Genomic DNA, 24,779 nt, shown 5'->3' on the forward strand with positions numbered 1-24,779 from the left:
ATAAGCTTACTATTATGGCAGACGTAAAGAAACTCGCTGAAGAACTGGTAAACCTGAAGGTTACCGAGGTTAACGAACTCGCTCAGATCCTCAAGGAGGAGTATGGCATTGAGCCGGCTGCTGCCGCTGTTGCCGTTGCAGCTCCCGCTGCAGGTGCCGGTGAGGCCGCTGCTGCCGAGAAGTCGACTTTCGACGTGATCCTGAAGAACGCCGGCCAGGCCAAACTCCAGGTAATCAAGGCCGTTAAGGACATCGCAGGCCTGTCGCTGGGCGATGCAAAGGCACTCGTTGACGGTGCTCCGAAGGCCGTGAAGGAGGGTGTTTCCAAGGAAGAGGCTGAGCAGATCAAGGGCCAGCTCGAGGAGGCAGGTGCTGAAGTTGAGCTCAAGTAGCATTGCTGCTTAAGCCGCATAACACACGAACAGGTATAGGGCTTACCACTGTGTAGGCTCTATGCCTTTTCTTGGTCTAAAGACTGGAAGTGCCGAGTAGGAGCTGTGTCCAGTCTTTGGCGGATGAATGCTCCCGGGGCGCGGATTGCCCTTCGTCGGGAGCATTGCCGGGATAATACCCGCACATTTTGGGGAGCGTAACCCATTACAAGTCAACTAATTTGGATTTTACGATGTCCGCAGCAAAAACACAACAGAGAATTAGCTTTTCCACGGTCAAGAACCGGGTTCCGTATCCGGATCTGCTGGAGGTTCAGCTTAAATCATTCCGGGACTTTTTCCAGATGGACACCACGGCCGAAAACCGTAAGAACGAGGGACTCTACAAGGTCTTTCAGGAAAATTTCCCCATTACGGATACCCGGAACAACTTCGTTCTGGAGTTTATCGACTACTATATCGACCCGCCCCGCTACTCGATCGAGGAGTGTCTCGAGCGCGGACTCACATACAGCGTGCCCCTCAAGGCAAAACTGAAACTCTACTGCACGGACGATGAGCACGAGGATTTCGGCGTCGTAGTCCAGGACGTCTATTTCGGTACGATCCCCTACATGACCGAGCGCGGTACGTTCGTCATCAACGGTGCCGAGCGCGTCATTGTCTCGCAGCTGCACCGTTCGCCCGGTGTCTTCTTCGGGCAGAGCATGCACACCAACGGTACGAAGCTCTATTCGGCGCGTATCATTCCGTTCAAGGGTTCGTGGATCGAGTTCGCCACGGACATCAACAACGTGATGTACGCCTACATCGACCGCAAGAAGAAGCTGCCCGTCACGACGCTGCTGCGCGCCATCGGCTATGAGGCCGACCAGCAGATCCTCGAGATCTTCGACCTGGCCGACGAAGTGAAGGTCACGAAGGCCAACCTGAAGAAGGCCGTAGGCCGCAAGCTGGCTGCACGCGTGCTCTCGACCTGGGTCGAGGACTTCGTCGACGAGGATACCGGCGAGGTGGTCTCGATCGAGCGTAACAACGTGATCGTCGACCGCGAGACGGTGCTCCAGGAGGAGGACATCGACAAGATCATCGAAAGCGGCGCCAAGACCATTCTGCTGCACAAGGAGAACCAGTCGGGCATCGACTTCTCGATCATCTACAACACCCTTCAGAAAGACCCTTGCAACTCCGAAAAGGAGGCTGTGGTTTACATATACAGGCAGTTGCGCGCCTCGGAGCCGCCCGATGAGGCCACGGCCCGCGACGTGATCGAGAAGCTCTTCTTCTCGGACAAGCGCTACGACCTGGGCGACGTGGGCCGCTACCGCATCAACAAGAAGCTGGGTCTGGACATCGACCCGGCGATCCGTACGTTGACGCGCGAGGACATCATCGCCATCATCAAATACCTGATCCAGCTGATCAACTCGAAGGCCGACGTCGACGATATCGACCACCTGTCGAACCGTCGCGTGCGTACGGTCGGCGAGCAGCTCTCGAACCAGTTCTCGGTGGGCTTCGTGCGCATGGCACGGACGATCCGCGAACGGATGAACGTGCGCGACAACGAGGTCTTCACGCCGGTGGACCTGATCAACGCCAAGACCCTCTCGTCGGTGATCAACTCCTTCTTCGGCACCTCGCAGCTCTCGCAGTTCATGGACCAGATCAACCCGCTGGCCGAAATCACCCACAAGCGCCGTCTGTCGGCCCTGGGTCCCGGCGGTCTGTCGCGTGACCGCGCCGGTTTCGAGGTCCGCGACGTGCACTACACCCACTACGGACGTCTCTGCCCGATCGAGTCGCCGGAAGGCCCGAACATCGGTCTGATCTCGTCGCTGTGCGTTTATGCGCGCATCTCGCCCATGGGCTTCATCGAGACGCCCTACCGCACGGTCGAGAACGGAAAGGTCGATCTGGACAACTCCCACATCCGCTACTATTCGGCCGAGGAGGAGGAGGGCAAGATCGTGGCCCAGTCGAACGTGCCGCTCGGTGACGACGGTTCGTTCCTGCAGCCCGACCGCGTGAAGGCGCGTGAGGGTGCCGACTTCCCGGTAGTGACGGCCAACGAGATCAACCTCATGGACGTGGCCCCGAACCAGATCGCCTCGATCGCCGCCAGCCTGATCCCCTTCCTGGAGCACGACGACGCCAACCGTGCCCTGATGGGATCGAACATGATGCGCCAGGCCGTGCCCCTGGTGACGTGCGAAGCCCCGATCGTCGGCACGGGTATCGAGAAGGACATGATTCCGGACAGCCGCATCCAGATCGTTGCCGAAGGCGACGGCGAGGTGGTCTTCGCCGATGCGACGAAGATCCAGATCCGCTACGAGCGTACGGAGGACGAGATCCTCGTGTCGTTCGCGCCGGAGATCACGACCTACGAACTGCCGCGCTACCGCCGTACGAACCAGAATACCTCGGTGACGCTCAAGCCTACGGTGCTGACGGGCGACCATGTGACCAAGGGTCAGATCATCACCGAAGGTTACTCGACGCAGAACGGCGAACTGGCCCTGGGCCGCAACCTGAAGGTGGCCTACATGCCCTGGAAGGGTTACAACTTCGAGGATGCCATCGTGATCTCGGAGCGTATCCAGCGTGAGGATATCTTCACGTCGGTACACGTCGACGAGTATATCATGGAGGTGCGCGATACGAAGCGCGGTGTCGAGGAGCTGACGTCGGACATCCCGAACGTCTCGGAGGATGCCACGAAGGACCTGGATGCCAACGGTATCGTCCGCGTGGGCGCCAACATCCACCCGGGAGACATCCTCATCGGCAAGATCACCCCGAAGGGCGAGAGCGATCCTTCGCCCGAGGAGAAGCTGCTGCGTGCGATCTTCGGCGACAAGGCCGGCGATGTGAAGGATGCTTCGCTCAAGGCCCAGCCCTCGCTGCACGGCGTGGTGATCGACACGAAGCTCTACAGCCGCGCCAACAAGGACGGCAAGAAGAGCAAGAGCGCCGAAAAGGCCCAGCTGGATAAACTCGACGAGAAGTTCGCAGCCGAAGTTTCGGAACTGACCAAGCGTCTGGTCGGCAAGTTGTGGACGCTGCTCCAGGGCAAGACCACCACGGGCATTACCGACTATTACGGCGTGGAGCTCTACCCGGCCGGCACGAAATTCTCGCAGAAGATGTTCGAGGAGATCGCCCGCAAGTCCTCGGACGAGAAGACCGGTGTGGAGATGGGTTATCTGAACCTCGGATCGTGCAACTGGACCGGCGATGCGCATGTCGATTCGCTGATCGAGGCCACGGTCAACAACTATACGATCGAGTGGAAGAAGGCCGATGCCGCCATCAAGCGTGAGAAGTACAACTTCACCAACGGCGACGAACTGCCCCAGACGGGCGTCATCCAGATGGCCAAGGTCTACATCGCCAAGAAGCGTAAGCTGAAGGTGGGTGACAAGATGGCCGGACGTCACGGTAACAAGGGTATCGTGGCCAAGATCGTGCGCGACGAGGACATGCCGTTCCTCGAGGACGGAACGATCGTCGACATCTGTCTGAACCCGCTGGGCGTGCCTTCGCGAATGAACCTGGGTCAGATCTACGAGGCCGTGCTCGGCTGGGCCGGCCGCGAGCTGGGCGTGAAGTTCGCTACGCCGATCTTCGACGGCGCCTCGCTTGAGCAGATCAACGACTACACGGCGCAGGCCGGTCTGCCCCACAGCGGCCGTACGTACCTCTACGACGGCGGCACGGGCGAGCGCTTCGACCAGCCGGCTACGGTGGGCGTGACCTACATGCTCAAACTGGGCCACATGATCGACGACAAGATGCACGCCCGTTCGATCGGTCCCTACTCGCTCATCACGCAGCAGCCGCTGGGCGGTAAGGCACAGTTCGGCGGCCAGCGTTTCGGAGAGATGGAGGTCTGGGCGCTCGAGGGATTCGGCGCCGCCAACATCCTGCAGGAGATCCTGACCATCAAGTCCGACGACGTCACGGGCCGCGCCAAGGCTTACGAGGCCATCGTCAAGGGCGAGAATCTGCCCAAACCCGGTATTCCGGAGGCCATGAACGTCCTGCTGCACGAGCTGCGCGGTCTGGCTCTCTCGGTGAAACTCGAGTAAGGTTTGTTTAAGAGGATAAGATAAACGAAAACAGATATGCCAAATATCAAAGACAATAAACCGAATAATGGTTACAGCCGCATCTCGATCGGTCTGGCCTCCCCGGAGGAGATCCTGGCCCAGTCGAGCGGCGAGGTGCTGAAGCCCGAAACCATTAACTACCGGACCTACAAGCCCGAGCGCGACGGTCTGTTCTGCGAACGGATCTTCGGCCCGGTGAAGGATTACGAGTGCCACTGCGGTAAGTACAAGCGCATCCGTTACAAGGGTATCGTCTGCGACCGCTGCGGCGTCGAGGTCACCGAGAAGAAGGTACGTCGCGAGCGCATGGGTCACATCTCGCTCGTGGTGCCGGTGGTTCACATCTGGTATTTCCGCTCGCTGCCGTCGAAGATCGGTTATCTGCTGGGCATCCCGTCGAAGAAGCTCGAGGCGATCATCTACTACGAGCGTTACGTGGTGATCAACCCGGGAGCCGCTTCGGAGCAGGGCATCGAGCGTCTGGCCACCCTTTCGGAGAAGGAGTATCTCGACGTGCTGGCCGCCCTGCCGAAGGGCAACCAGTCGCTGGACGATTCGGACCCCAACAAGTTCGTCGCCCAGATGGGTGCCGAGGCCATCTATACGCTTCTGAAGCAGGTCGACCTCGACTCGATGTCGTACGCCCTGCGTCACAAGGCCTCGACCGAGACCTCGCAGCAGCGTAAGTCCGAGGCGTTGAAGTGCCTGAACGTCATCGAGTCGTTCCGCGCCTCGAAGGGCAAGAACAAGCCCGAATGGATGGTGTTGAGCGTCATTCCGGTGATCCCGCCCGAGCTGCGCCCGCTGGTGCCGCTGGATGGCGGACGTTTCGCCACGTCGGATTTGAACGACCTCTACCGTCGTGTCATCATCCGCAACAACCGTCTGAAGCGTCTGATCGAGATCAAGGCCCCGGAGGTGATTCTGCGCAACGAGAAGCGCATGCTGCAGGAGGCCGTCGACTCGCTGTTCGACAACTCGCGCAAGTCCAACGCCGTGAAGAACGAGTCGAACCGTCCGCTCAAGTCGCTTTCGGACTCGCTCAAGGGCAAGCAGGGCCGCTTCCGTCAGAACCTTCTCGGTAAGCGTGTCGACTACTCGGCCCGTTCGGTGATCGTCGTCGGCCCCGAGCTGAAGATGCACGAGATGGGTATTCCGAAGGATATGGCCGCCGAGCTCTACAAGCCGTTCGTGATCCGCAAGCTGATCGAGCGCGGAATCGTCAAGACGGTGAAGTCGGCCAAGAAGATCATCGACCGCAAGGATCCGGTGATCTGGGGCATTCTGGAGAATGTCATCAAGGGCCACCCGGTGCTGATGAACCGCGCCCCGACGCTGCACCGTCTGGGTATCCAGGCCTTCCAGCCCAAACTGATCGAGGGCAAGGCCATGCAGCTGCACCCGCTGGCATGTACGGCCTTCAACGCCGACTTCGACGGTGACCAGATGGCCGTCCACCTGCCGCTGGGCAACGCCGCCATCCTGGAGGCCCAGCTGCTGATGCTCGGTTCGCACAACGTCCTGAACCCCGCCAACGGTGCTCCTATTACGGTGCCGTCGCAGGATATGGTCCTCGGTCTGTACTACATCACCAAGCCCCGCAAGGGTGTCAAGGGTGAGGGCCAGGTCTTCTACGGCCCCGAGGAGGCGATCATCGCCTACAACGAAAAGCGCGCCGATCTGCACGCCATCGTGAAGTGTCTGGTCGACGATCTGGACGAGCAGGGCAATCCGGTCCGCGTACTGAAGGAGACCACCATCGGCCGCATCCTCTTCAACCAGGTCGTGCCGAAGGAGGTAGGATATATCAACGAAGTGCTCACGAAGCGTTCGCTGCGTGACATCATCGCCGTGGTGATGAAGAAGGCCGGTGCCGACAAGGTGGCCAACTTCCTCGACGACATCAAGAACATGGGTTACAAGATGGCCTTCCAGGGCGGTCTGTCGTTCAACCTCGATGCCGTGATCATCCCCGAGGAGAAGGAGAAGCTCGTCCAGGAGGGTTACGAGCGCGCCGACGCCATCATGGAGGACTACAACATGGGTCTGATCACCAACAACGAGCGTTACAACCAGATCATCGACGTCTGGACGAACATCAACACCAAGCTGACGAAGGCGGTGATCGATACGCTGATCAAGGATGACGACGGTTTCAACCCGGTCTACATGATGCTCGACTCGGGAGCCCGTGGTTCGAAGGAGCAGATCCGTCAGCTGAGCGGTATGCGAGGCCTGATGGCCAAGCCGCAGAAGTCGGGTGTCGAGGGCGGTCAGCAGGTCATCGAGAACCCGATTCTCTCGAACTTCAAGGAGGGTCTTTCGGTGCTGGAGTACTTCATCTCGACGCACGGTGCCCGTAAGGGTCTGGCCGATACGGCCCTGAAGACGGCCGACGCCGGTTATCTGACGCGTCGTCTGGTCGATGTGGCCCAGGACGTGATCATCAACGAGGAGGATTGCGGCACGCTGCGCGGTCTGACGGCTACGGCCATCAAGCGCAACGACGACGTCGTGCAGACGCTCTACGACCGCATTCTGGGACGTGTGGCCCTGAACGACGTGATCCACCCGCTGACGGGCGAGGTGCTGTGCAAGGCCGGTGAGGAGATCACCGAACCGATTGCCGAGGCCATCGAGAAGTCGCCGCTGGAGTCGGTGGAGATCCGTTCGGTGCTGACCTGCGAATCGCGCCACGGCGTCTGCGCCAAGTGCTACGGCCGCAATCTGGCTACGGCCCGCATGGTCCAGAAGGGCGAGGTGGTCGGCGTGATTGCCGCCCAGTCGATCGGCGAGCCGGGTACCCAGCTGACGCTGCGTACGTTCCACGTCGGTGGTGTGGCCGGCGGTACGGCCGTCGAGACCAACGTCATCTCGAAATACGAGGGTCGTCTGGAGATCGACGAGCTGCGTACGGTCAAGGGCAAGAACGCCGCCGGAGAGACGATCAACATCGTCATCTCGCGTCAGTCGGAGTTCCGCATCGTCGACCCGAAGACCGAAATCGTCCTCTATACGCACAACCTGCCCTACGGTGCCACGCTCTACATGGAGGATGGTGCCGAGGTCAAGAAGGGCGATCTGATCTGCGAGTGGGATCCCTACAACGCCGTGATCATCTCGGAGTACGAGGGTCGCGCCGTCTACGAGAACATCATCGAGGGTGTCACCTACCGCGACGAGCGTGACGAGCAGACAGGCCTTTCGGAGAAGGTGGTCATCGAGTCCAAGGACAAGACCAAGAACCCGGTCATCAAGATCCAGAACAAGGAGGGCGAGGAGGTCAAGCAGTACAACCTGCCCGTATCGGCCCACATCGTCATCAAGGACAACGCCAAGATCAAGGCGGGCGATATTCTGATCAAGATCCCGCGTGCCGTGGGCAAGTCGGGAGGCGATATCACCGGAGGTCTGCCGCGTGTTACGGAGCTCTTCGAGGCCCGCAACCCGTCGAATCCGGCCATCGTTTCGGAGATCGACGGTGAGGTTACGTTCGGCAAGATCAAGCGCGGCAACCGTGAGATCATCATCACCTCGAAACAGGGCGATGTGAAACGTTACCTGGTACCGCTGTCGCGTCAGATCATCGTTCAGGAGAACGACTACGTCAAGGCGGGCAGCCCGCTGTCGGACGGCGCCATCACGCCGAGCGACATCCTCAACATCCTCGGCCCGACGAAGGTACAGGAGTACATCGTCAACGAGGTGCAGGAGGTCTACCGCATGCAGGGTGTGAAGATCAACGACAAGCACTTCGAGGTGATCGTCCGTCAGATGATGTCGAAGGTCAAGATCGAGGATCCGGGCGATACGCGCTTCTTCGAGGACCAGGTGGTCGACAAGTGGGAGTTCATGGACGTGAACGACGAACTCTACGACAAGGTGGTTGTGACGGATGCCGGCGACTCCACGACGCTGCAGCCGGGTCAGATCGTCTCGCTGCGCAAGCTGCGTGACGAGAACTCGAGCCTCAAGCGCCGCGATCTGCGTCCGGTTCAGGTGCGCGACATCGTACCGGCCACGTCGACTCAGGTGCTGCAGGGTATCACCCGCGCGGCCCTGCAGACCTCGAGCTTCATCTCCGCGGCATCGTTCCAGGAGACCACGAAGGTCCTCAACGAGGCTGCCATCCAGGCCAAGGTCGATCCGCTGGAGAATCTGAAGGAGAACGTCATCTGCGGTCACCTGATCCCCGGCGGTACGGGTCTCCGCGAGTACGACGACCTGGTTGTCGGCGCCAAGGCCGACCTGGAGACGCTCAAGCAGCAGTCGCAGGCTCAGTAGCAAACCGGTTCCGAGCCGCGATCTCTCGGGCGGGGGGGGGAAAAAAAAGAACCTGCCGCTTGGGGAGTTCGGTTCGGACGAATCGAGAAAAAAGCCTCTTCCCGATATCGGGAGGAGGCTTTTTTGTGTGGTGTTGTGTGGAAGACGGGTGGAGTGGGAGGAGGTTGAACGGAGGATGGATGTGCGGATGGGTGGAGATGCGGTCTGCCGGGTGAGGCATTGATATCGGAGCCGCCGGAGGGGTGACCGCGTGTCGGAAGGCTGTCGCGGATCCGCCGCGGGCTGTTGGTGCTGCGGGACGATCCGGCGGCCCGATTGGAGTTCCGCCGGGTAAGAGCGGTTGCCGCACGGCAGGTTTTGCCGGGGCAGGGAGTGACTCATGCGGGCGGCGGGGCTGTCGGCGGAGCGCTCGAATCCTTGGAGCAGGATGGGCCTAACCGAGGCCGGTTGGTGTGGGGTGGCGGGGCTGTCGGTGGAGGGCAGTGGCGGGTCGGGTCCGGAGGGCAGGGCCGGCAGACGGCTATTTCCGGTCGTAGTTGCGGGCCAGACCGCCCTCGGAGGTCTCGCGGTAGAGGCTTGGCAGGTCGTGGCCCGTTTCGGCCATCACCTTCACGACCTTGTCGTAGGAGACCAGATGGGCCCCGTCCGAGAGTGTGGCGTAGATATTGGCATCCAATGCCCGGGCTGCGGCGATGGCGTTGCGCTCGATACAGGGGACCTGCACCAGTCCGCAGACCGGATCGCACGTCAGTCCCAGATGGTGTTCGAGTCCCATCTCGGCGGCATACTCGATCTGCGAGGGGGTTCCGCCGAAGAGCTGGCAGGCCGCGGCGGCAGCCATGGCGCAGGCCACACCGACTTCACCCTGACAACCGACCTCGGCCCCGGAGATCGACGAATTGGTCTTGGCGACGTTGCCGAACAGACCGGCGGTGGCCAGGGCCCGCAGGATGCGGATGCGCAGGAAGTCGCGCGAGGTAGCCAGGTGGTAGAGTACGGCCGGCACCACGCCGCTCGAACCGCACGTCGGAGCCGTCACCACCACACCGCCCGAGGCGTTCTCCTCGGAGGTGGCCAGCGCATAGGCGTAGATCTTGGCTCGCGAGGAGAGTGAATCGGCGTAGCTCTTCGATTTGACGAAGTAGGTGGCGGCCTTGCGGGCCACCTTCAGTCCGCCGGGCAGCACGCCGTCGTTGTTCAGACCGCGGCGGATCGTTTCGCACATCGAGGTCCAGATCGTGTCGAGGTAGTCCCAGATCTCGGGGCCCTCGCAGTCGTCGACATACTCCCAGTAGGTTTTTCCCTCGCGGTAGCACCACTCCTTGATCTCCGAGATGGTGGTCAGCGGGTAGACGCTCTTCGGGACCTCGAGCCGGGAGGTTTCGTTGGCCAGCGCTCCGCCGCCGATGCTGTAGATGGTCCACGAATCGACGACCTTCCCCTGACGGAGCCCTTCGAAGAGCATTCCGTTGGGGTGGAACGGCAGGACGATGTCGGGCCGCCAGACGATTTCGGTCGGGGCCACGGGATTCAGCACCGAGCAGATGGCGACATCCGTAAGGTGGCCCTTGCCCGTGGCGGCCAGCGATCCGTAGAGGGTGACACGATAGGCGTCGACCTCGCGGCAGCGGTCCACGAAACGTTCGGCAGCCCGTTTGGGGCCCATCGTGTGGCTGCTCGAGGGGCCGTTCCCGATCTTATAGAGTTCTTTGAGCGATTCCATTTTTTTGGCTTCTGGATGGGGCAAAGATACGCAAAAATCCAAAAAAAGAGCGAATCTTTTCGATCCGCTCCCGGCGTGTAGCTCCACCGCGACTCGAACGCGAATTTAGGGTTTAGGAAACCCTCGTTCTATCCCTTGAACTATGGAGCCTTCAACCATGTGGCGCATACCCGGTGAGAGCATGCGCCACAAAGGTAGCAATTTTTTCCGTTTTCAGAAACTGAATCTCACTCCCACGGAGAATACATGGGCGTGAAGCTTGTAATTGCCCGAGAAGACCTCCTCGAGCGAACCGCTCGTGTAGCCGTAGACGGGGTAGGAGCCCGTCCGTTCGGGGTCGGCCGAGGAGACGTAGCAGTAGGCCAGATCGACCGACATGAAGCGCGTCGGCTGCAGGCTCAGACCCGCCGTATAGGCCACCTTGGTCATCGAGGGGGTTTCGGGATTGAGGTAGTCGCTGCTCACGGGGCTCTCGTCGACGTACATACCCATGCGGGCCGTGAGGAAATCCGTCGCCCGATACTGACCGCCGAAGCGGAACGCCAGCGTATTCGAGTAGTTCTTTACGGAGTAGATGTCCTTGATCCCGAGCTCCTTCTCGTTGAACGAGACGTTCAGATCCTTGTAGGCCGACCAGCCGACCCACTGCAGATCGACGGCCAGTTCCCAGCGCTTGGTCGGGCGGAACGATACGCCCCACGTCACGGTCGTCGGCAGCGGCAGTTCGGTGCGGAACGTCCCCTTGTCGAGGGCCGGAATCAGCTCCGTGCCGGGGCTCAGCTGACCGAGCTGCTGGATCAGGGCGGCGGCCGTCGGATCGATGTTCATGGTGGCGTGTCCGCTGTTGACCTTCATGTTCATGCGCGAGCGGTAGCTCATGGCCACGGACCACTGGTCGGTGATGTCCCACAGAATACCGGCGTTCACGCCCACGGCCACGTTGGCCGAGCCTTCGAGGCGGGCCGCCACGATCGACTGATCCATCGTGCTCTCGAGGTATCCCTTGCCGTTCTGCAGCATCTGGAGAGCCGCCTGAGCCTGTTGGATCTGTTCGGCGGTTGCCATCGGGTTGTTGATGATCAGATTCATGTTGTTGATCTGCGGGTCGAGCATCCCGGAGATGATTCCCTGCCGGGTGTTTTTCGAAAGGAGCGAGCGCGAGAGATCGAAGTTACCCCACGTAATCATCAGACCCACGCCGATCGACAGCCGGTCGCAGATCTTGTAGGAGACGGTGGGTTGTACGGTGTAGGCCGCGAGGTTGATCTCCTGGATGAGGTGCGAACCGGACCAGTTTCCGTTCCACTTCATCGACGAACCGTCCGGAGTGTAGAATCCCAGTCCGACAGCCAGCCGGTCGGTGGGTTTGTAGTTGAAGTAGACGTGCAGCGGAGTCGAGAGTTTGTTGTCCGACGTTTCGGCCGGACCGATCTGATAGTTATTGTCCTTTGTCGGGAGCGAACGGTAGGTGACGTCGGAGAGGATGCCCGTGAATCCGGCCGAGATGTTGAAACGGCTCTTCTGGAAGGCCGTGGCGGCGGGGTTGAAGTAGATGGATTCCGAGTTCAGTTTCATGGCCGTACCCACGTGTCCCATACCGGTCTGTCGGGCCGACATGTTGTTGACCTGGTAACCTTCGGCGCGGGCGCCCGCAACGATGGCCATGCAGGCCAGAGCAAGGAGAATTTTCTTCATGACGTTTTGGTTTGGTTCATACTCGGCGTGTCGTCGCGACACGCAAAATCGGGGGCAAATGTAGGAAATCTATCCGCGCGGGCCAAACTTTGTGGTCGGAAATTCGGATAAATTGGACTATATGGTAGAAGTTTGGACGAATTGGCCGGTCAGATTGGTTGCTGGGGAGGCGGGGCGGGTGTACGGGTGTCGGAGCGGTCGTGGGGGAGACGGTTGCTATTTTTTTTCTCCCCCCCCCAAAAAAATCGACCTCTTTCGGGAGGTCGATTCCTTTCATTCCATTCGGACTCCGTTTGCCGTTTAAGGCCGGATCCTTCACTCCGTTCAGTCGGGGAGTCCTCTGCCGGACGCTCTATTGCTGCTCCTGCTGCCGGCTGTTGTAGGCATCGAGGGCTTTGCTCAGGATGAAGAGCGCGCGCTCGAGATCCTCCTTTTTCAATACGTAGGCGATGCGGACCTCGTTGCGGCCGCATCCGGGATCGGAATAGAATCCCGAGGCCGGGGCCATCATCACCGTCTCGCCCTCGTAATCGAAGTGCTCGAGACACCAGGCGCAGAACTTGTCGCTGTCGTCCACCGGAAGGCGGGCTACCGTATAGAAGGCCCCCATCGGGATGGGCGAATAGACGCCCGGAATACGGTTCAGACCGTCGATCAGACACTTCCGCCGTTCGATATACTCCTCGTAGACCTCGGTGCTGTACGACCGCGGGGCGTCGATCGAGGCCTCGGCAATGATCTGTCCGATGAGCGGTGGCGAGAGGCGCGCCTGGCAGAACTTCATCACCGCATTACGCAGTTCGCGGTTTTTGGTGATCAGCGCGCCGATGCGGATGCCGCACTCCGAGTAGCGTTTCGACACCGAGTCAATCAGCACGACGTTCTGTTCGATCCCCTCGAGGTGGCAGGCCGAGATGTAAGGCGACCCCGTATAGATGAATTCGCGGTAGACTTCGTCCGAGAAGAGGAACAGGTCATACTTTTTGACGATGTCACGGATGCGGTTCATCTCACGGCGTGTATAGAGGTACCCCGTGGGGTTGTTCGGGTTGCAGATCAGGATGCCACGCGTGCGTGAGTTGATCAGCTTCTCGAACTCCTCGATCGGCGGCAGCGCAAATCCGGTCTCGATCGACGAGACGACGGGGCGGATCACCGCACCGGCCGAAATGGCGAAGGCCATGTAGTTGGCGTAGGCCGGTTCGGGGACGATGATCTCGTCGCCCGGATTGAGGCACGACATGAAGGCGAACAGAACGGCTTCGGAGCCTCCCGTTGTGACGATGATTTCGTCGGGCGAGAGTTTGATCTGGTACTGGTCGTAATAGGTGACCAGTTTTTCGCGCAGCGAACGGTAGCCGTCGCTGGGGCTGTATTCGAGGACTCGGCGGTCGATGTGCTTCAGGGCATCGAGACCGATCTGCGGGGTGGGCAGGTCGGGTTGTCCGATGTTCAGGTGATAGATCTTGATACCCCGGGCGCGGGCGGCGTCGGCCAGCGGCACGAGTTTGCGTATCGGGGAGGCCGGCATCTCGACGGCCCGATGTGAAATTTGCGGCATGTCTCTTAAAAGGTGTCACTTGAGGGGGGCGGGTCATTCGATCTCCACGGCCGGCCGGAAGCGGATAACCTTGCGTGCCGGGATTTTGACGGCGGCACCCGTGCGGGGGTTGCGGCCCACACGTTCGGCCTTCTGCTGGATGCTGAAACTTCCCAGACCGGTCAGCGTCAGCCGTTCTCCCTCGCGGAGCGCTTGCACCGTGACACGGATCATGGCGTCGATTGCCTTTCGGGCCTCGACCTTCGTGAGGTTTGCGTCGAGGGCAACAGCCTCGACAAACTGGGCTTTGTTCATGGCCTGAGACGTGAAGAGATTAATCCAACCTGTTGACAAAGATAGGTATTTTTTGCAGAAAGTGAAAAACTTCGTTGGAATTTTGAGCAATGACCGGATTGTGGCGGAGAAATTCGCCGCTTAGATTTGGCAGAATGGAAAATCGGTGCTACTTTTGTCGCTGGAAAGTTGGCGGAGTGGTCGATCGCGGCGGTCTTGAAAACCGTTGAACCGCAAGGTTCCGGGGGTTCGAATCCCTCACTTTCCGCTGAGATAATACCGAAAATAAAAGCAAGTCCCTGTAAATAATGAATTTACGGGGATTTTTATTTTGGTTGAAAATGCAGAAAAGGCAACGAGAAGCGGGTTACCTGTGGCCTGTTCGGTGTACTTATGGAAAGGACAACATTCAGCCTGTTGTTTTACATTCGGCGGGACAAGACCAACAAAAAAGGTGAAGCTCCCGTATTTATGCGTCTGATAATCAACGGAGAACGCGCTGACGCCTCGATCAAAAAAAGCCGCGGCGGAAAGGATTTGAACCTGTCATTCTGAACCGCTATCTGGGCAAGGAGCAGTCGGACCGTCACACGCTGATGGAGGTCTTTCGTGCCCACAACGAAAAGTGCAGGGAGCTGTCGGGCATCAGTCTCGCTCCGGCAACGGGGTCCGCTACGAAACCACGCTGCGGCTGACCGAGGAGTTCCTGCAAAAGAACTATCAGAAAGAGGATTGCTATCTGGATGAGGTCACGAATCAGTTTATCGAGGACTTCGAGTTTTTTCTCAAGACCGTCCGGCGGTGCTGTCCGCTACAACGAGGAGAAAGTCAACCGCGGACAGGCCGAGGTGCTCTTCTGGAATCGGATGCTTGATCCGTTCGATACCGCAGGCCGCATGAGCCACGAACGGTGCATGGCCAGCTTCGAACCCTTTCTGCTGGCCAATTCCCATGAACAACAGTTCCATGCCGAAACGATGAGTATGAACGTCTCGCCGAATACCTCTAAACGAGCACAATTTTCCTCAAGAGAGTCACATGGGCCGAGACAGTTCATCCATCCGTTGGACGCGGTTCTGGAATGGACAGATGCGCAGGCCTATGAGGAACAGCAGCGACAGACTCGTTGGTGCAGACGTCGTACGCGCAATTAGACACCTATTCTATTTTCACAGAATGAATTTCGACTGTTTTATGGTTGACTGAGCAGCGGATCGGTGCAATATTCTCCAATTCGTCGAGCAGCTCCCGCAGCGGAAGATTGGGGGTCTGAAGGCTGAAGGTAAAGTCGTAGACCTCCGGATCGGCCACTTCGAACTGCACGTCGTACCACCGTTCCAGCTCCCGGACGACCTCCCGCATCGGCGTGTCGCGGAAGCAGATCGTATTCCGGCTCCAGAGGATCGTCTGGTCGGCATTGCTCAGCGACTCGATCGAGCTAGTTCCCATCTGCTTGTTGTAGACCAGCCGCTGGGAGGGCTCCAGCCGGTAGGACGAGACCCCGCGGGCGAACTCCACGCTGCCCCGGATCAGCACTACCGAGATGGTCGGGTCCGACCGATAGGCCTTGACGTCGAACTCCGTTCCCAGCACCCGGACGGAGGCATTGTCCGAGGTCTCGACGACAAACGGACGCTGGGGGTTGTGTGCCACCTCAAAGTAGGCTTCGCCGTCCAGTTGCACGCGGCGTTCCGAGAGCCCGAACCGTTCGGGATAGGAGATCGTCGAGCCGGCATTGAGGAAAATCCGTGTTCCGTCCTGGAAGATCACCTCCTTGCGCTCGCCGACGGCTGCGGCGACCGTCTGCTGTTCGTTGGCCGAGAAGAGCGCCCCGCCCAGTCGGCTGTTCAGATTGGCCCACAGCCCCAGAATCAGGGCGCACGGAATCAGAATGGCCGCCACGCGAAGGAGCAGCCGGCGCCGCCGGGCACGGGTGAGGATGCGTTCGATGCGTTGCAGCAGCTCCTCGCCGGGGATATCGGACAGCGGAGCCATGGCGCCGGACTCCAGCTGTCGGGCGTCGTTGTCGAACTCCGCCGCGAGCCAACTCTGCCCCTCGTCGGTGGCAAACCAGGCGGCCACTTCGGCCGCCTCGTCGGGCGTCGCCTTTTCGTTCAGGACACGGCGCAGCGTTATCTCATCGGGTCGTTTCATCGGAATAGAATTAACAGGGTAATCATCAGTTTGGCGGCTCCGGCCAGGAGCTCCTTCAATCGTTTCAGACATTCGCGGTAGTGGGTGTTCACCGTGTGGATCGAGAGGTTCAGACGGGCGGCAATCTCCTGATTGGAGTATCCCTCGCGTCGCAGCGTGGCCACGGCCCGCTGTTGGGGTGGCAGTGTTGCGATGGCCCGTTCGAGCAGTTCGTTGTGGTAGTTGCGTTCGGCCCAGGTGTAGAGCTCATCGTCGTACGGGGGCTGTTTCTGCACGATGCGGTAGTTGTGCTGCAGGGCGCTGACGTTGTTGCGGATCTGGTTCAATACCTGGTGCTTCAGCATACCGTACAGATACCCCTGCAGATTGCGGGTGATGAAGAGTGCCTCGCGGGCGGTCCACAACTTGACGAAGAGCTGCTGCAGGGCATCGTCGGCGTCGGCGCGGTTTTTCAGATAGCGCAATGCCAGCGTATAGAGCCGTGCGTGATAACGCCGGTAGATGGCTTCGAATGCCGCGCGATCCCCAGTCCGGAGACGGCCGAGCAGCTCCAGATCCTCCTGCGTATCTTCCATCCATGAAGCCATGTTCATCCTTGAATGTCATACAAAGATAGGGATTCGTTTCATAACGAAGACACCTGACGAGTGGCAAAATAGGTAGTCCGGCGATTTTTTTTTGCAAAAAAATTCCCGGCACTCACACTTTTCGGTCGGGTTGTGTGTCCTACGAATGAACCGACCAAACTACGACCGCTATGATTTGACCATTCGCTCCTTTTTGAAGAGGCGGCACATCGGATCTTCAAGCCGATGTCACCCGTCCGTCATTGCCGCCGTGCATCTTTGCGGCGAAGAATGATATGATGTAAACAATTCTTCCTATTTTTAATCACCAATCAATCAGAGATGAAACCTTTTAGACTCCTATTGGCGGCAGTTCTTCTGGTGGCGTCCGTGACCGCGGTCTCGGCGCAGCAGGTGACTGTCAGGCTCCGGCAGGTAAAGCTGGTGCAGGTGCTGGACGAGATTTCGCGGCAGACCGGCTATGCGTTCTACCACTCGCGTCCGACGGTTGATCCCGACCGGATCGTGTCGCTTGACGTGACGGACACGAAGCTCGAAACGGCGCTGGACCGCCTCTTTGCCGGCACCCGGATCGGCTATGAGATCCGCAATCAGAAAATCTATCTGGTCGCCAAAAACGACCCGCAAAACGAAGCCACCCGGCAGCAGCCCCGGCCGGTCAAGGGCCAGGTGAAGGATGCAGCCGGCGAGCCGGTTATCGGTGCTACAGTTGTGGTGAAGGGTACGACCAAAGGTGCCAGTACGGGTATCGACGGCGGCTTTACGCTGGACGTGACGCCGGACGACGTGCTGGTCGTATCGTACATCGGCTACGACACGCAGGAGATTCCCGTCGGCAGCCGTACGTCGTTCGATATCCAGCTCCGGGAGGAGGCCACGACGCTGGACGACGTAGTGGTGATCGGTTACGGTGCCGTGAAGAAGCGCGACGTCTCGACGGCCATCTCGTCGATCAAGGCCGAGGATATCGCCAACCGTCCGATCACCGACTTCCGGCAGTCGATGGCCGGCAAGATGCCCGGTGTGCAGGTGATGCAGACGGGCGGCGATCCCGAAGGCAACGTGATGGTGCGCGTGCGCGGTATCAGCTCGGCCACGGCCGGCAACGACCCGTTGTATATCGTCGACGGCGTGCCGATGGAGAACGGCCTCTCGAACCTCAATACGAACGACATCGAGTCGATGGAGGTGCTGAAGGACGCCTCGTCGGCCGCGATTTACGGTTCGCGCGGTTCGAACGGCGTGATCCTCATCACGACCAAGAAGGGGAAATCGGAGACCATCCAGGTGACCTACGACGGCTACTACGGCATCGAGCAGGTTTCGAAAAAGATCGACCTGATGAATGCCTACCAGTATGCCCAGGTTTCGAAGGAGGCGCACGATGCGGCCTATCTCGATCAGTATCCTGGCGGCACGGCTCCGAACGGAGATCGCCCCGAATCGTATATGAATTACCCTGTGGAGCTGGTTCCCTATCTGAACGGAGAACCGGGCCTGACCGACACCGACTGGCAGGATGCCATCTTCCGCACGGCCTCGACCACGAGCCACAACATTGCCATTTCGGGCAAAGGCAAGCACGTCAACTATTTCATTTCGGGGAACTATTACTACAAGGAGGGCGTCATCATCAACTCCGACTTCGAGCGCTACTCCTTCCGCATGAACCTCGACGGCAAGTACAAGAATTTCAAGTACGGCGTGAATTTCTCGCCCTCCTATTCGAAGTCGAACAAGGTAAATGCCTCGGGGGATTACAACAGCGGAGGCATCGTGCAGTCGGCGCTGACATCGTGCCCGATCTGGCCCATCTATAATGAGGATGGTACGTTTAACTTCCAGGGTAACGGTTATTGGCGTATTGGTACAGACTACCAGCACAACGAGATCCTGAACCCCGTGGCGCTGGCTACGCTGCAGTCCGAAGTGATCGACCGCATGTCGATGACCGGCCGTGCCTTCCTCGGGTATGACATCTGCAAGGGGCTTTCGTTCCAGACCTCGTTCGGCGGTTCGTTCTACGGAGCGATCGACAACAAGTACCGCTCGTCGGAACTTCCCCTGCGCGGAAAGGCCTATTACGATGCTCCGTCCAATCCGGAGGGCTACTCCTCGGCGGGCTTCTACTTCAACTGGCTCATCGAGAACCAGCTGACCTACGACCGCACGTTCGGCGACCACTCGTTGAACGTTATCCTCGTGCAGTCGGCCCAGAAGGAGACCTACAAGACGCTGAATGTCACGGCGACAGACTATCCCAACGATCAGAACCAGACGATCGGCGGCGGAACGGTGAGCGATGGCGATTCGAAGACCGAACAGTGGTCGCTGGCTTCGTATCTGGCCCGCGTGCAGTATAACTACAAGGGCAAGTACATGCTTTCGGCGGCCATCCGTGCCGACGGTTCGTCGCGCTTCGGCAAGAACAACCGCTGGGGTTACTTTCCCTCGGCGTCGGCCGCCTGGCGTATCTCGGGAGAGCCCTTCTTTCAGAATGCCGAGGCACTGTCGTGGATCAGCGATCTGAAGATCCGCGCCAGCTACGGTCAGACGGGTAACTTCCAGATCGGCAACTACCGCCATCTGGCTACCATGAGCGGCGACGACTATATCCTCGGTACGGGCAGCGGCTCGCTCGTAAGCGGTTATAAACCCTCGGACGTGGAGAATCCCGATCTGACGTGGGAGAAGACCTCGATGTTCAACGTCGGTGCCGATCTGAGCCTCCTGGGCGGCTATTTCAACCTGACGGCCGAATACTACTATGCCAATACGACCGACATGCTGCTCGAGGTGCCGATTCCGCATCTGACGGGTTACAGCACGACGCTGATGAACATCGGCAAGGTGAACAACCGCGGATGGGAACTCTCGGCCACCTCGCAGCACTCCTATGCCAACGGAATCAGTTATTCGCTCAATGCCAACTGGGCGAAGAATACCAACGAGGTGAAGGCGCTCGGTGCCAACGACACGCCGATCATCCAGTCGGGCAGCGTCGACCACGCCTACTACATCACGAAAGTGGGCGAGCCGATCGGTTCGTACTACCTGCTCGTTCAGGACGGCATCTTCCGCAACGAGGAGGATTTGAAGGCTTATCCGCACGTTTCGACCGCGCAGCCGGGGGACTTCCGCTTCGTGGATGTCGACGGTGACGGGGAGATCGACCTCGAGAAGGACCGCACGATCGTCGGCAACTACATGCCGGACTTCACCTACGGATTCGGCGGGTCGTTCGGTTATCGGGGGCTCGACTTTTCGGTGGCGTTCCAAGGCGTTCACGGCAACGAGATTCTGAACCTGAACCGTCGCTACCTGGACAATATGGAGGGTAACACGAACGGCACGACCGTCGCCTTCAACCGCTGGAAGAGCCCCACGGAGATCGGTGACGGCAATACGAACCGTGCCAACCGCAAGCAGACGGGCAACAATACCCGCACGTCGACCTGGCACGTCGAGGACGGCAGCTACCTGCGTCTGCAGAACATCGCCCTGGGCTACACGCTTCCGGCGAAGTGGACCAGGAAGTTCTATGTCGAGAAGCTGCGCATCTACGTCTCGGCGCAGAACCTCGTGACGTGGACCGATTATTCGGGCTACAACCCCGAGGTAAGCAACCGCACCAGTGCTCTGACACCCGGCGAGGACTATGGTACCTATCCTTTGGCCAAGACCTACATGGTCGGACTGAATGTCACATTCTAAAACGAACGAACGATGAAAAAGATACAGATTCTGTTTTCTGCGGCGGCTCTGCTTGGTCTGGGGGCGTGCGGAGAGGCCTTTTTCGACCTCACGCCCAACTATGAGGTGGCCGTCGACAATGTCTTCAAGACGGCGAATGATTTCGATATTGCGGTCAAGGGCTGTTATGCCAAGCTGCAGGGGCAGGTAAGCTACTATACCGAACTCTGTGAGTACCGCAGCGACAACCTCTATCTGGACGCTCCGACGGCCGGCACACAGGACCGTTACGATTTGGATCAGTTCAGCGAGACTCCCTCGAACGGTATTCTGGAGGATGCCTGGGCCAACTTCAACAACGGCGTTTACCGTTGCAACATGGTGCTGGACCGCATCGACGGAGCCGATTTTGACGAGACACTCAAGGCGCAGTACAAGGCCGAGGCGCTCTTCATCCGTGCCTACACCTACTTCAACATGTACCGTCTTTGGGGCGGCGTTCCCACTACCCGTACGGTTGTTTCGGTCAGTGAGGCACTGAAGATCGGCCGCAGCTCGGAGGAGCAGATGTATGAGTTCATTGCCGGTGATCTGAAACAGATTGTCGACAACGAGATGCTTCCGGCATCGTACGGAGCCGACGACACGGGACGCGCCACGATCGGTGCCGCCCGGACGCTGCTGGCCAAGGTCTATCTGACGTTCGGACACCCACAGGAAGCAGCCGACGTGCTGGAGGATGTCATCGGACGCTACACGCTGCTCGATGACGTGGCCGATGTCTTCTCCGTTGCGAACAAGATGAACGACGAGGTGATCTTCGCCGTACGGTTCAACAAGGAGGTGGTCGGCGAGGGGCACGGAGCCTGGTTCTCGATCTCGAACCTGACGGACAACTCGGGTCAGAGTCCCGTGCTGAAGGCGCTCTACGACGAGCAGGATGCCCGCAAGCCGCTGCTCGAATATGTGCAGGTCGAGGGGGTGAAACTCTGTCTGATGCGCAAGTTCTACGATACGCCCGACGCCACGACCACGCAGTATGGCAACGACCAGATTCTGCTGCGCTATGCCGACGCCCTGCTGATGTACGCCGAAGCGCTCAACGAGGTGGGATATGACGGCAGCCCCGATTCGCCGGCGCTCAAGGCGCTCAACGACGTCCACACCCGGGCCGGGCTCGATCCGCTGAATATCACCGATCTGCCCGATCAGGATGCGTTCCGTCGCGCCGTCTGCCTCGAGCGGCAAAAAGAGTTCCCCTACGAAGGGCAGCGGTGGTTCGATCTGGTGCGCATGGGGTATGCCGCCGAGGCCGTGGCCAAGGAGGGACATGCCATTCAGAGTTATCAGCTGCTTTATCCGATTCCGAATACCGAGCTGGAGCGGATCAACAACACGCAGCTGCTGTGGCAGAATCCCGGTTATTAATCTCAAATCCGCAAAACAACCATGAAAAAATATCTTTTCGGATTGCTGGCAGCCGTTGCCGCGCTGGGTACGGGCTGCAGCGATGACAATTTGCCGGAGGCCTCCTTCTCGCTTTTCCAGGTCGAGACGGTAAAGGCAACGGCCGGCGACGGTGAGGCGACGATTGAATGGACCCCGCAGGAGGGGAAGCCCGCCCCCGTGGAGTATTACGTCAGTTGGACGGCCGACGACTCGGAGGTGGCGGGTGGTGCCGAGAGCGTTTCGCCCGACACCCGTCGGTTGACCGTCAAGGGGCTGGTAAACGATTGCGCCTATACTTTTTCGGTGCAGTCGCGTTACGCCGGCGGGCTGGCCATGAAGGTGTCGGCCGTCTGCACCCCCAAGTCGACCCGCATGCCGGCCTCGAATTTCAAGGCCATGGCCGGAGACAAGCGGGCCTTTCTTTCGTGGACGGCTCCCGATACGCAGCTGGAATATTCGTATCGGATCGATGTGTCGGCCGGTGGCGAGCCGGTGAAAAGCGTGGAGGCTGCTTCGTCGGAGACCTCGAAACTGATCGAAGGGCTGACCAACGGCACGGCCTATACCTTCACGCTGACGTGCGTCTACGCCCACGGCGATTCGGAATCGGTCGAGGCCTCGGCTACGCCGGGTGAAATCGACCCGATTACGGTTACTTCGACGACGCTGCGGCGCTTCGAGCTCTGCACCTTTGAATACAATCCGGCCTACTTTGTGCAGGGTGAGATTGTTTCGGTGCATTGGGAGTTCGGCGACGGAAACACCTCGGATGAGACCATTGCTTCGTATTGCTATCCCGAGCCGGGCAACTATACGGTTCGTCTGACCGTCACCTACAAAGGCGGAGCGACCGGGCAGGCCGAGATTCGCATCACGGTTGAGGGCTATGCCTGGAGTTCGGTCAGCGGAACGGGTTATCAGAAGTCCTCGAACATTGTCTTCGCTCCCGACGGACAAACCCTCTACACGCTTTCGCAGACCGACAAGAAGCTCTTTGCCGTCAATGCCATCACGGGGCAGATTCGTTGGGAATATGCGACGTCGGCCGCAACTTACGGCTCGGGACCTGCTGTTGGTGCGGATGGTACGGTCTATTTCGGAACGGAGGACAGCGACGGTTCGTTCTATGCCGTTTCGGCATCCGGAGCGTTGAAGTGGAAGAAGACGCTCGGGGCCAAGGTGCAGGCCTGCCCGGCCGTTACTTCGGACGGTATCGTGTATGCGCTGGTCAACGACGGCCGTCTGTTTGCTTTGGATGCCTCTTCCGGTGCTGAAAAGTGGTCTGTTGCTCAGAGTGGCGTTGCTGGAGGTGTCGTTGTTGACCGGGACGGGACAATCTATATCGGAACCTCGACGGGACTTTGGGCCTATTCGGAGAGTGGTTCGCTCAAATGGACCTGCGACAAAGCTCATGCCGTGACTGAACGAGGCGGTTCGCTGGCCATCGGAGGTCAGATTCTTTACGCAACGCTCAAGTCCAAGGGAGGTTGTGCCGCCATTGACACGGCAACGGGCCGGACGCTGTGGAAATTCGCTTCGCAGGCTGGTGACAGCTACCACCCGGTGGTTGATGGTGACGGTACGGTCTGCTTCTGCGAGAAGAGCGGATATCTGTATGCCGTTGACAGGAACGGCTCCGAGAAATGGATCGACCAGACCGACAAGAATTACATCTATTCGGGATTTGCCCTTGGAGCCGATGGCAAGGCCTATATTTCACAGTATGCGTCGCCGTTCAACCTGCTCTCCTTCGATGCTTCGGGTGCCCGAAACGTGGTGATGACGATCGGTGCCCAGACGATGAGCCCCGTCAGCATTGGCCCCGATAACAGACTCTACTATGGCCTTAATGGCTCGGTGGCTGCATATGAGATCGGTTGCAGCCTTGCTACGGAGGGCTGGCCGATGCGTGGATGCAATACCCAGGGTACCAATTCGTTGAAGTGATGAGACGCTTGATCCTTTTCATCTCCCTTCAGCTTTCGGCGGTAGTTCCGGCCTCGGCTCAACGTTCCGAGGTCGGGACCTCCACCGCCTTGTGGGGCTCCATCCCCACGGTTGAGGAGTTGCGCCAGGCCCTGACCGACGGTATCCAGTGGGTTGAAGTTGCCGTTAACCAATGTTACCGGGGTGTCCCCAATGAGGAAAAGTTCCCGCGGATGCGGCAGATGAAGGAACGCCTCGACAGTGCCGGCATGCGGGTCTGGTCGGTGCATTTGCCCTTTTCGCGGACGCTCGACATCTCGGTTCCCGACGATTCGCTGCGTGCGAAAAATGTGGCGGTTCAGGCGAAGATGATCCGTTGGAGTTGCGAACTCTATGCGCCGCAGCGACTGGTGCTGCACCCCAGCTCGGAGCCGATTGCCGACAGCCTGCGTGAACAGCGGCTCGAAAATGCCATTGCGTCGATTCGCACGTTGAAGAGAGTTGCCGACGAGTGCGGCGTGGAACTCTGCATCGAGAACCTGCCCCGCACCTGTCTGGGCAATACGCCCGAGGAGCTGGTGCGTATCGTTGACGCGGTGCCGGATGTCGGGATCTGCTTCGACACGAACCACTACACGCAGGGGACGATTCCGCACTTCATCGAGGCGGCCGGCCGTCGGATCCGGACCGTGCATATCTCCGACTACGACTTTGTGAACGAGTGCCACTGGCTCCCTTACGAGGGCCAAATCGACTGGGCTGCTTTCCGTCGGGATCTCCACGAAAAGGCGGGCTACGACGGTGTGCTGATGTACGAGGTGAAGAAGTTTCGTCGTGACGGCAGCCGCACGACGCCCCAAGCCGTTGCGGAGAGTTTCCACCGCATGAATAATGATTTCCAACAAATGAATATAAACCGATAAAATC

Annotated in this window: 16 protein-coding genes and 2 tRNA genes; 10 read left to right on the forward strand and 8 right to left on the reverse strand. The window is 59.3% G+C overall.

Annotated features, from left to right (window positions below; all coding sequences use genetic code 11):
• Positions 1–14: 14 nt before the first annotated feature.
• From rplL to rpoC, 3 genes are all read left to right on the forward strand, one after another.
• Positions 15–392 (forward strand): 50S ribosomal protein L7/L12, encoded by a 378-nt coding sequence (rplL, locus tag B5E60_RS05000; RefSeq protein WP_087263043.1) that lies wholly within the window; start codon positions 15–17, stop codon positions 390–392.
• Positions 393–625: 233 nt separating this feature from the next.
• Positions 626–4,486, forward strand: coding sequence for a DNA-directed RNA polymerase subunit beta (gene rpoB / locus B5E60_RS05005; RefSeq protein ID WP_087309955.1), 3,861 nt, complete (start codon positions 626–628; stop codon positions 4,484–4,486).
• A 36-nt stretch (positions 4,487–4,522) separates the two neighbouring features.
• On the forward strand, positions 4,523–8,791 hold the full coding sequence (gene rpoC, locus B5E60_RS05010; protein WP_087309957.1) for a DNA-directed RNA polymerase subunit beta': 4,269 nt from the start codon (positions 4,523–4,525) through the stop codon (positions 8,789–8,791).
• Between the two features lie 520 nt (positions 8,792–9,311).
• On the opposite strand, the gene B5E60_RS05015 is transcribed toward rpoC, so the two are convergent.
• The 5 genes from B5E60_RS05015 to B5E60_RS05035 form a co-directional block, all read right to left on the reverse strand.
• The gene (locus B5E60_RS05015; RefSeq protein WP_087309959.1) at positions 9,312–10,514 is read right to left on the reverse strand and encodes an L-serine ammonia-lyase, iron-sulfur-dependent, subunit alpha; all 1,203 of its coding nucleotides are present in this window, start codon (positions 10,512–10,514) and stop codon (positions 9,312–9,314) included.
• A 78-nt stretch (positions 10,515–10,592) separates the two neighbouring features.
• A tRNA-Arg gene (locus B5E60_RS05020) sits at positions 10,593–10,664 on the reverse strand.
• 63 nt (positions 10,665–10,727) lie between these two features.
• The gene (locus B5E60_RS05025) at positions 10,728–12,209 is read right to left on the reverse strand and encodes an OmpP1/FadL family transporter (RefSeq protein ID WP_087309961.1); all 1,482 of its coding nucleotides are present in this window, start codon (positions 12,207–12,209) and stop codon (positions 10,728–10,730) included.
• 352 nt (positions 12,210–12,561) lie between these two features.
• Positions 12,562–13,770: a pyridoxal phosphate-dependent aminotransferase gene (locus B5E60_RS05030; RefSeq protein ID WP_087309963.1), complete on the reverse strand. Its 1,209-nt coding sequence runs from the start codon at positions 13,768–13,770 to the stop codon at positions 12,562–12,564.
• 33 nt (positions 13,771–13,803) lie between these two features.
• Complete coding sequence (locus B5E60_RS05035) at positions 13,804–14,088, reverse strand: HU family DNA-binding protein (RefSeq protein WP_262481268.1); 285 nt, start codon at positions 14,086–14,088, stop codon at positions 13,804–13,806.
• A gap of 138 nt (positions 14,089–14,226) precedes the next feature.
• Between B5E60_RS05035 and B5E60_RS05040 the strand changes: the two genes are divergently transcribed.
• The 3 genes from B5E60_RS05040 to B5E60_RS14430 all read left to right on the forward strand — a co-directional run bounded on the left by B5E60_RS05040 (position 14,227) and on the right by B5E60_RS14430 (position 14,917).
• Positions 14,227–14,311, forward strand: a tRNA-Ser gene (locus tag B5E60_RS05040).
• Positions 14,312–14,436: 125 nt separating this feature from the next.
• Positions 14,437–14,598, forward strand: coding sequence for an Arm DNA-binding domain-containing protein (locus tag B5E60_RS14425; protein ID WP_446697994.1), 162 nt, complete (start codon positions 14,437–14,439; stop codon positions 14,596–14,598).
• A 70-nt stretch (positions 14,599–14,668) separates the two neighbouring features.
• Entirely contained in the window at positions 14,669–14,917 is a 249-nt protein-coding gene (locus tag B5E60_RS14430) for a phage integrase SAM-like domain-containing protein (RefSeq protein ID WP_143260666.1), read from the forward strand.
• Here the strand turns inward: B5E60_RS14430 and B5E60_RS13915 are convergent.
• From B5E60_RS13915 to B5E60_RS05055, 3 genes are all read right to left on the reverse strand, one after another.
• Positions 14,829–15,011 (reverse strand): hypothetical protein, encoded by a 183-nt coding sequence (locus B5E60_RS13915; RefSeq protein WP_087309967.1) that lies wholly within the window; start codon positions 15,009–15,011, stop codon positions 14,829–14,831. The two genes, B5E60_RS14430 and B5E60_RS13915, sit on opposite strands and share 89 nt — an antisense overlap.
• Before the next feature lie 190 nt (positions 15,012–15,201).
• A complete protein-coding gene (locus B5E60_RS05050; RefSeq protein WP_162611593.1) occupies positions 15,202–16,197 on the reverse strand; it encodes a FecR family protein in 996 nt (331 codons plus the stop codon).
• Positions 16,194–16,784 (reverse strand): RNA polymerase sigma factor, encoded by a 591-nt coding sequence (locus B5E60_RS05055; RefSeq protein WP_162611594.1) that lies wholly within the window; start codon positions 16,782–16,784, stop codon positions 16,194–16,196. The genes B5E60_RS05050 and B5E60_RS05055 overlap by 4 nt, the downstream gene beginning before the upstream one ends.
• A 321-nt stretch (positions 16,785–17,105) precedes the next feature.
• Between B5E60_RS05055 and B5E60_RS05060 the strand changes: the two genes are divergently transcribed.
• From B5E60_RS05060 to B5E60_RS05075, 4 genes are read left to right on the forward strand one after another with little or no spacing between them, the layout of a single operon-like run.
• On the forward strand, positions 17,106–20,498 hold the full coding sequence (locus B5E60_RS05060; RefSeq protein ID WP_087309973.1) for a TonB-dependent receptor: 3,393 nt from the start codon (positions 17,106–17,108) through the stop codon (positions 20,496–20,498).
• A 12-nt stretch (positions 20,499–20,510) separates the two neighbouring features.
• Entirely contained in the window at positions 20,511–21,905 is a 1,395-nt protein-coding gene (locus tag B5E60_RS05065) for a RagB/SusD family nutrient uptake outer membrane protein (protein WP_087309975.1), read from the forward strand.
• A 21-nt stretch (positions 21,906–21,926) separates the two neighbouring features.
• Positions 21,927–23,873, forward strand: a complete 1,947-nt coding sequence (locus B5E60_RS05070; protein WP_087309977.1) for an outer membrane protein assembly factor BamB family protein — start codon at positions 21,927–21,929, stop codon at positions 23,871–23,873.
• Entirely contained in the window at positions 23,873–24,775 is a 903-nt protein-coding gene (locus B5E60_RS05075; RefSeq protein WP_087309979.1) for a sugar phosphate isomerase/epimerase family protein, read from the forward strand. The genes B5E60_RS05070 and B5E60_RS05075 overlap by 1 nt, the downstream gene beginning before the upstream one ends.
• The last annotated feature ends 4 nt before the right edge of the window (positions 24,776–24,779 follow it).

This window comes from Alistipes sp. An116 (genome assembly GCF_002161005.1).
GTDB classification, from domain to species: Bacteria; Bacteroidota; Bacteroidia; order Bacteroidales; family Rikenellaceae; genus Alistipes; species Alistipes megaguti.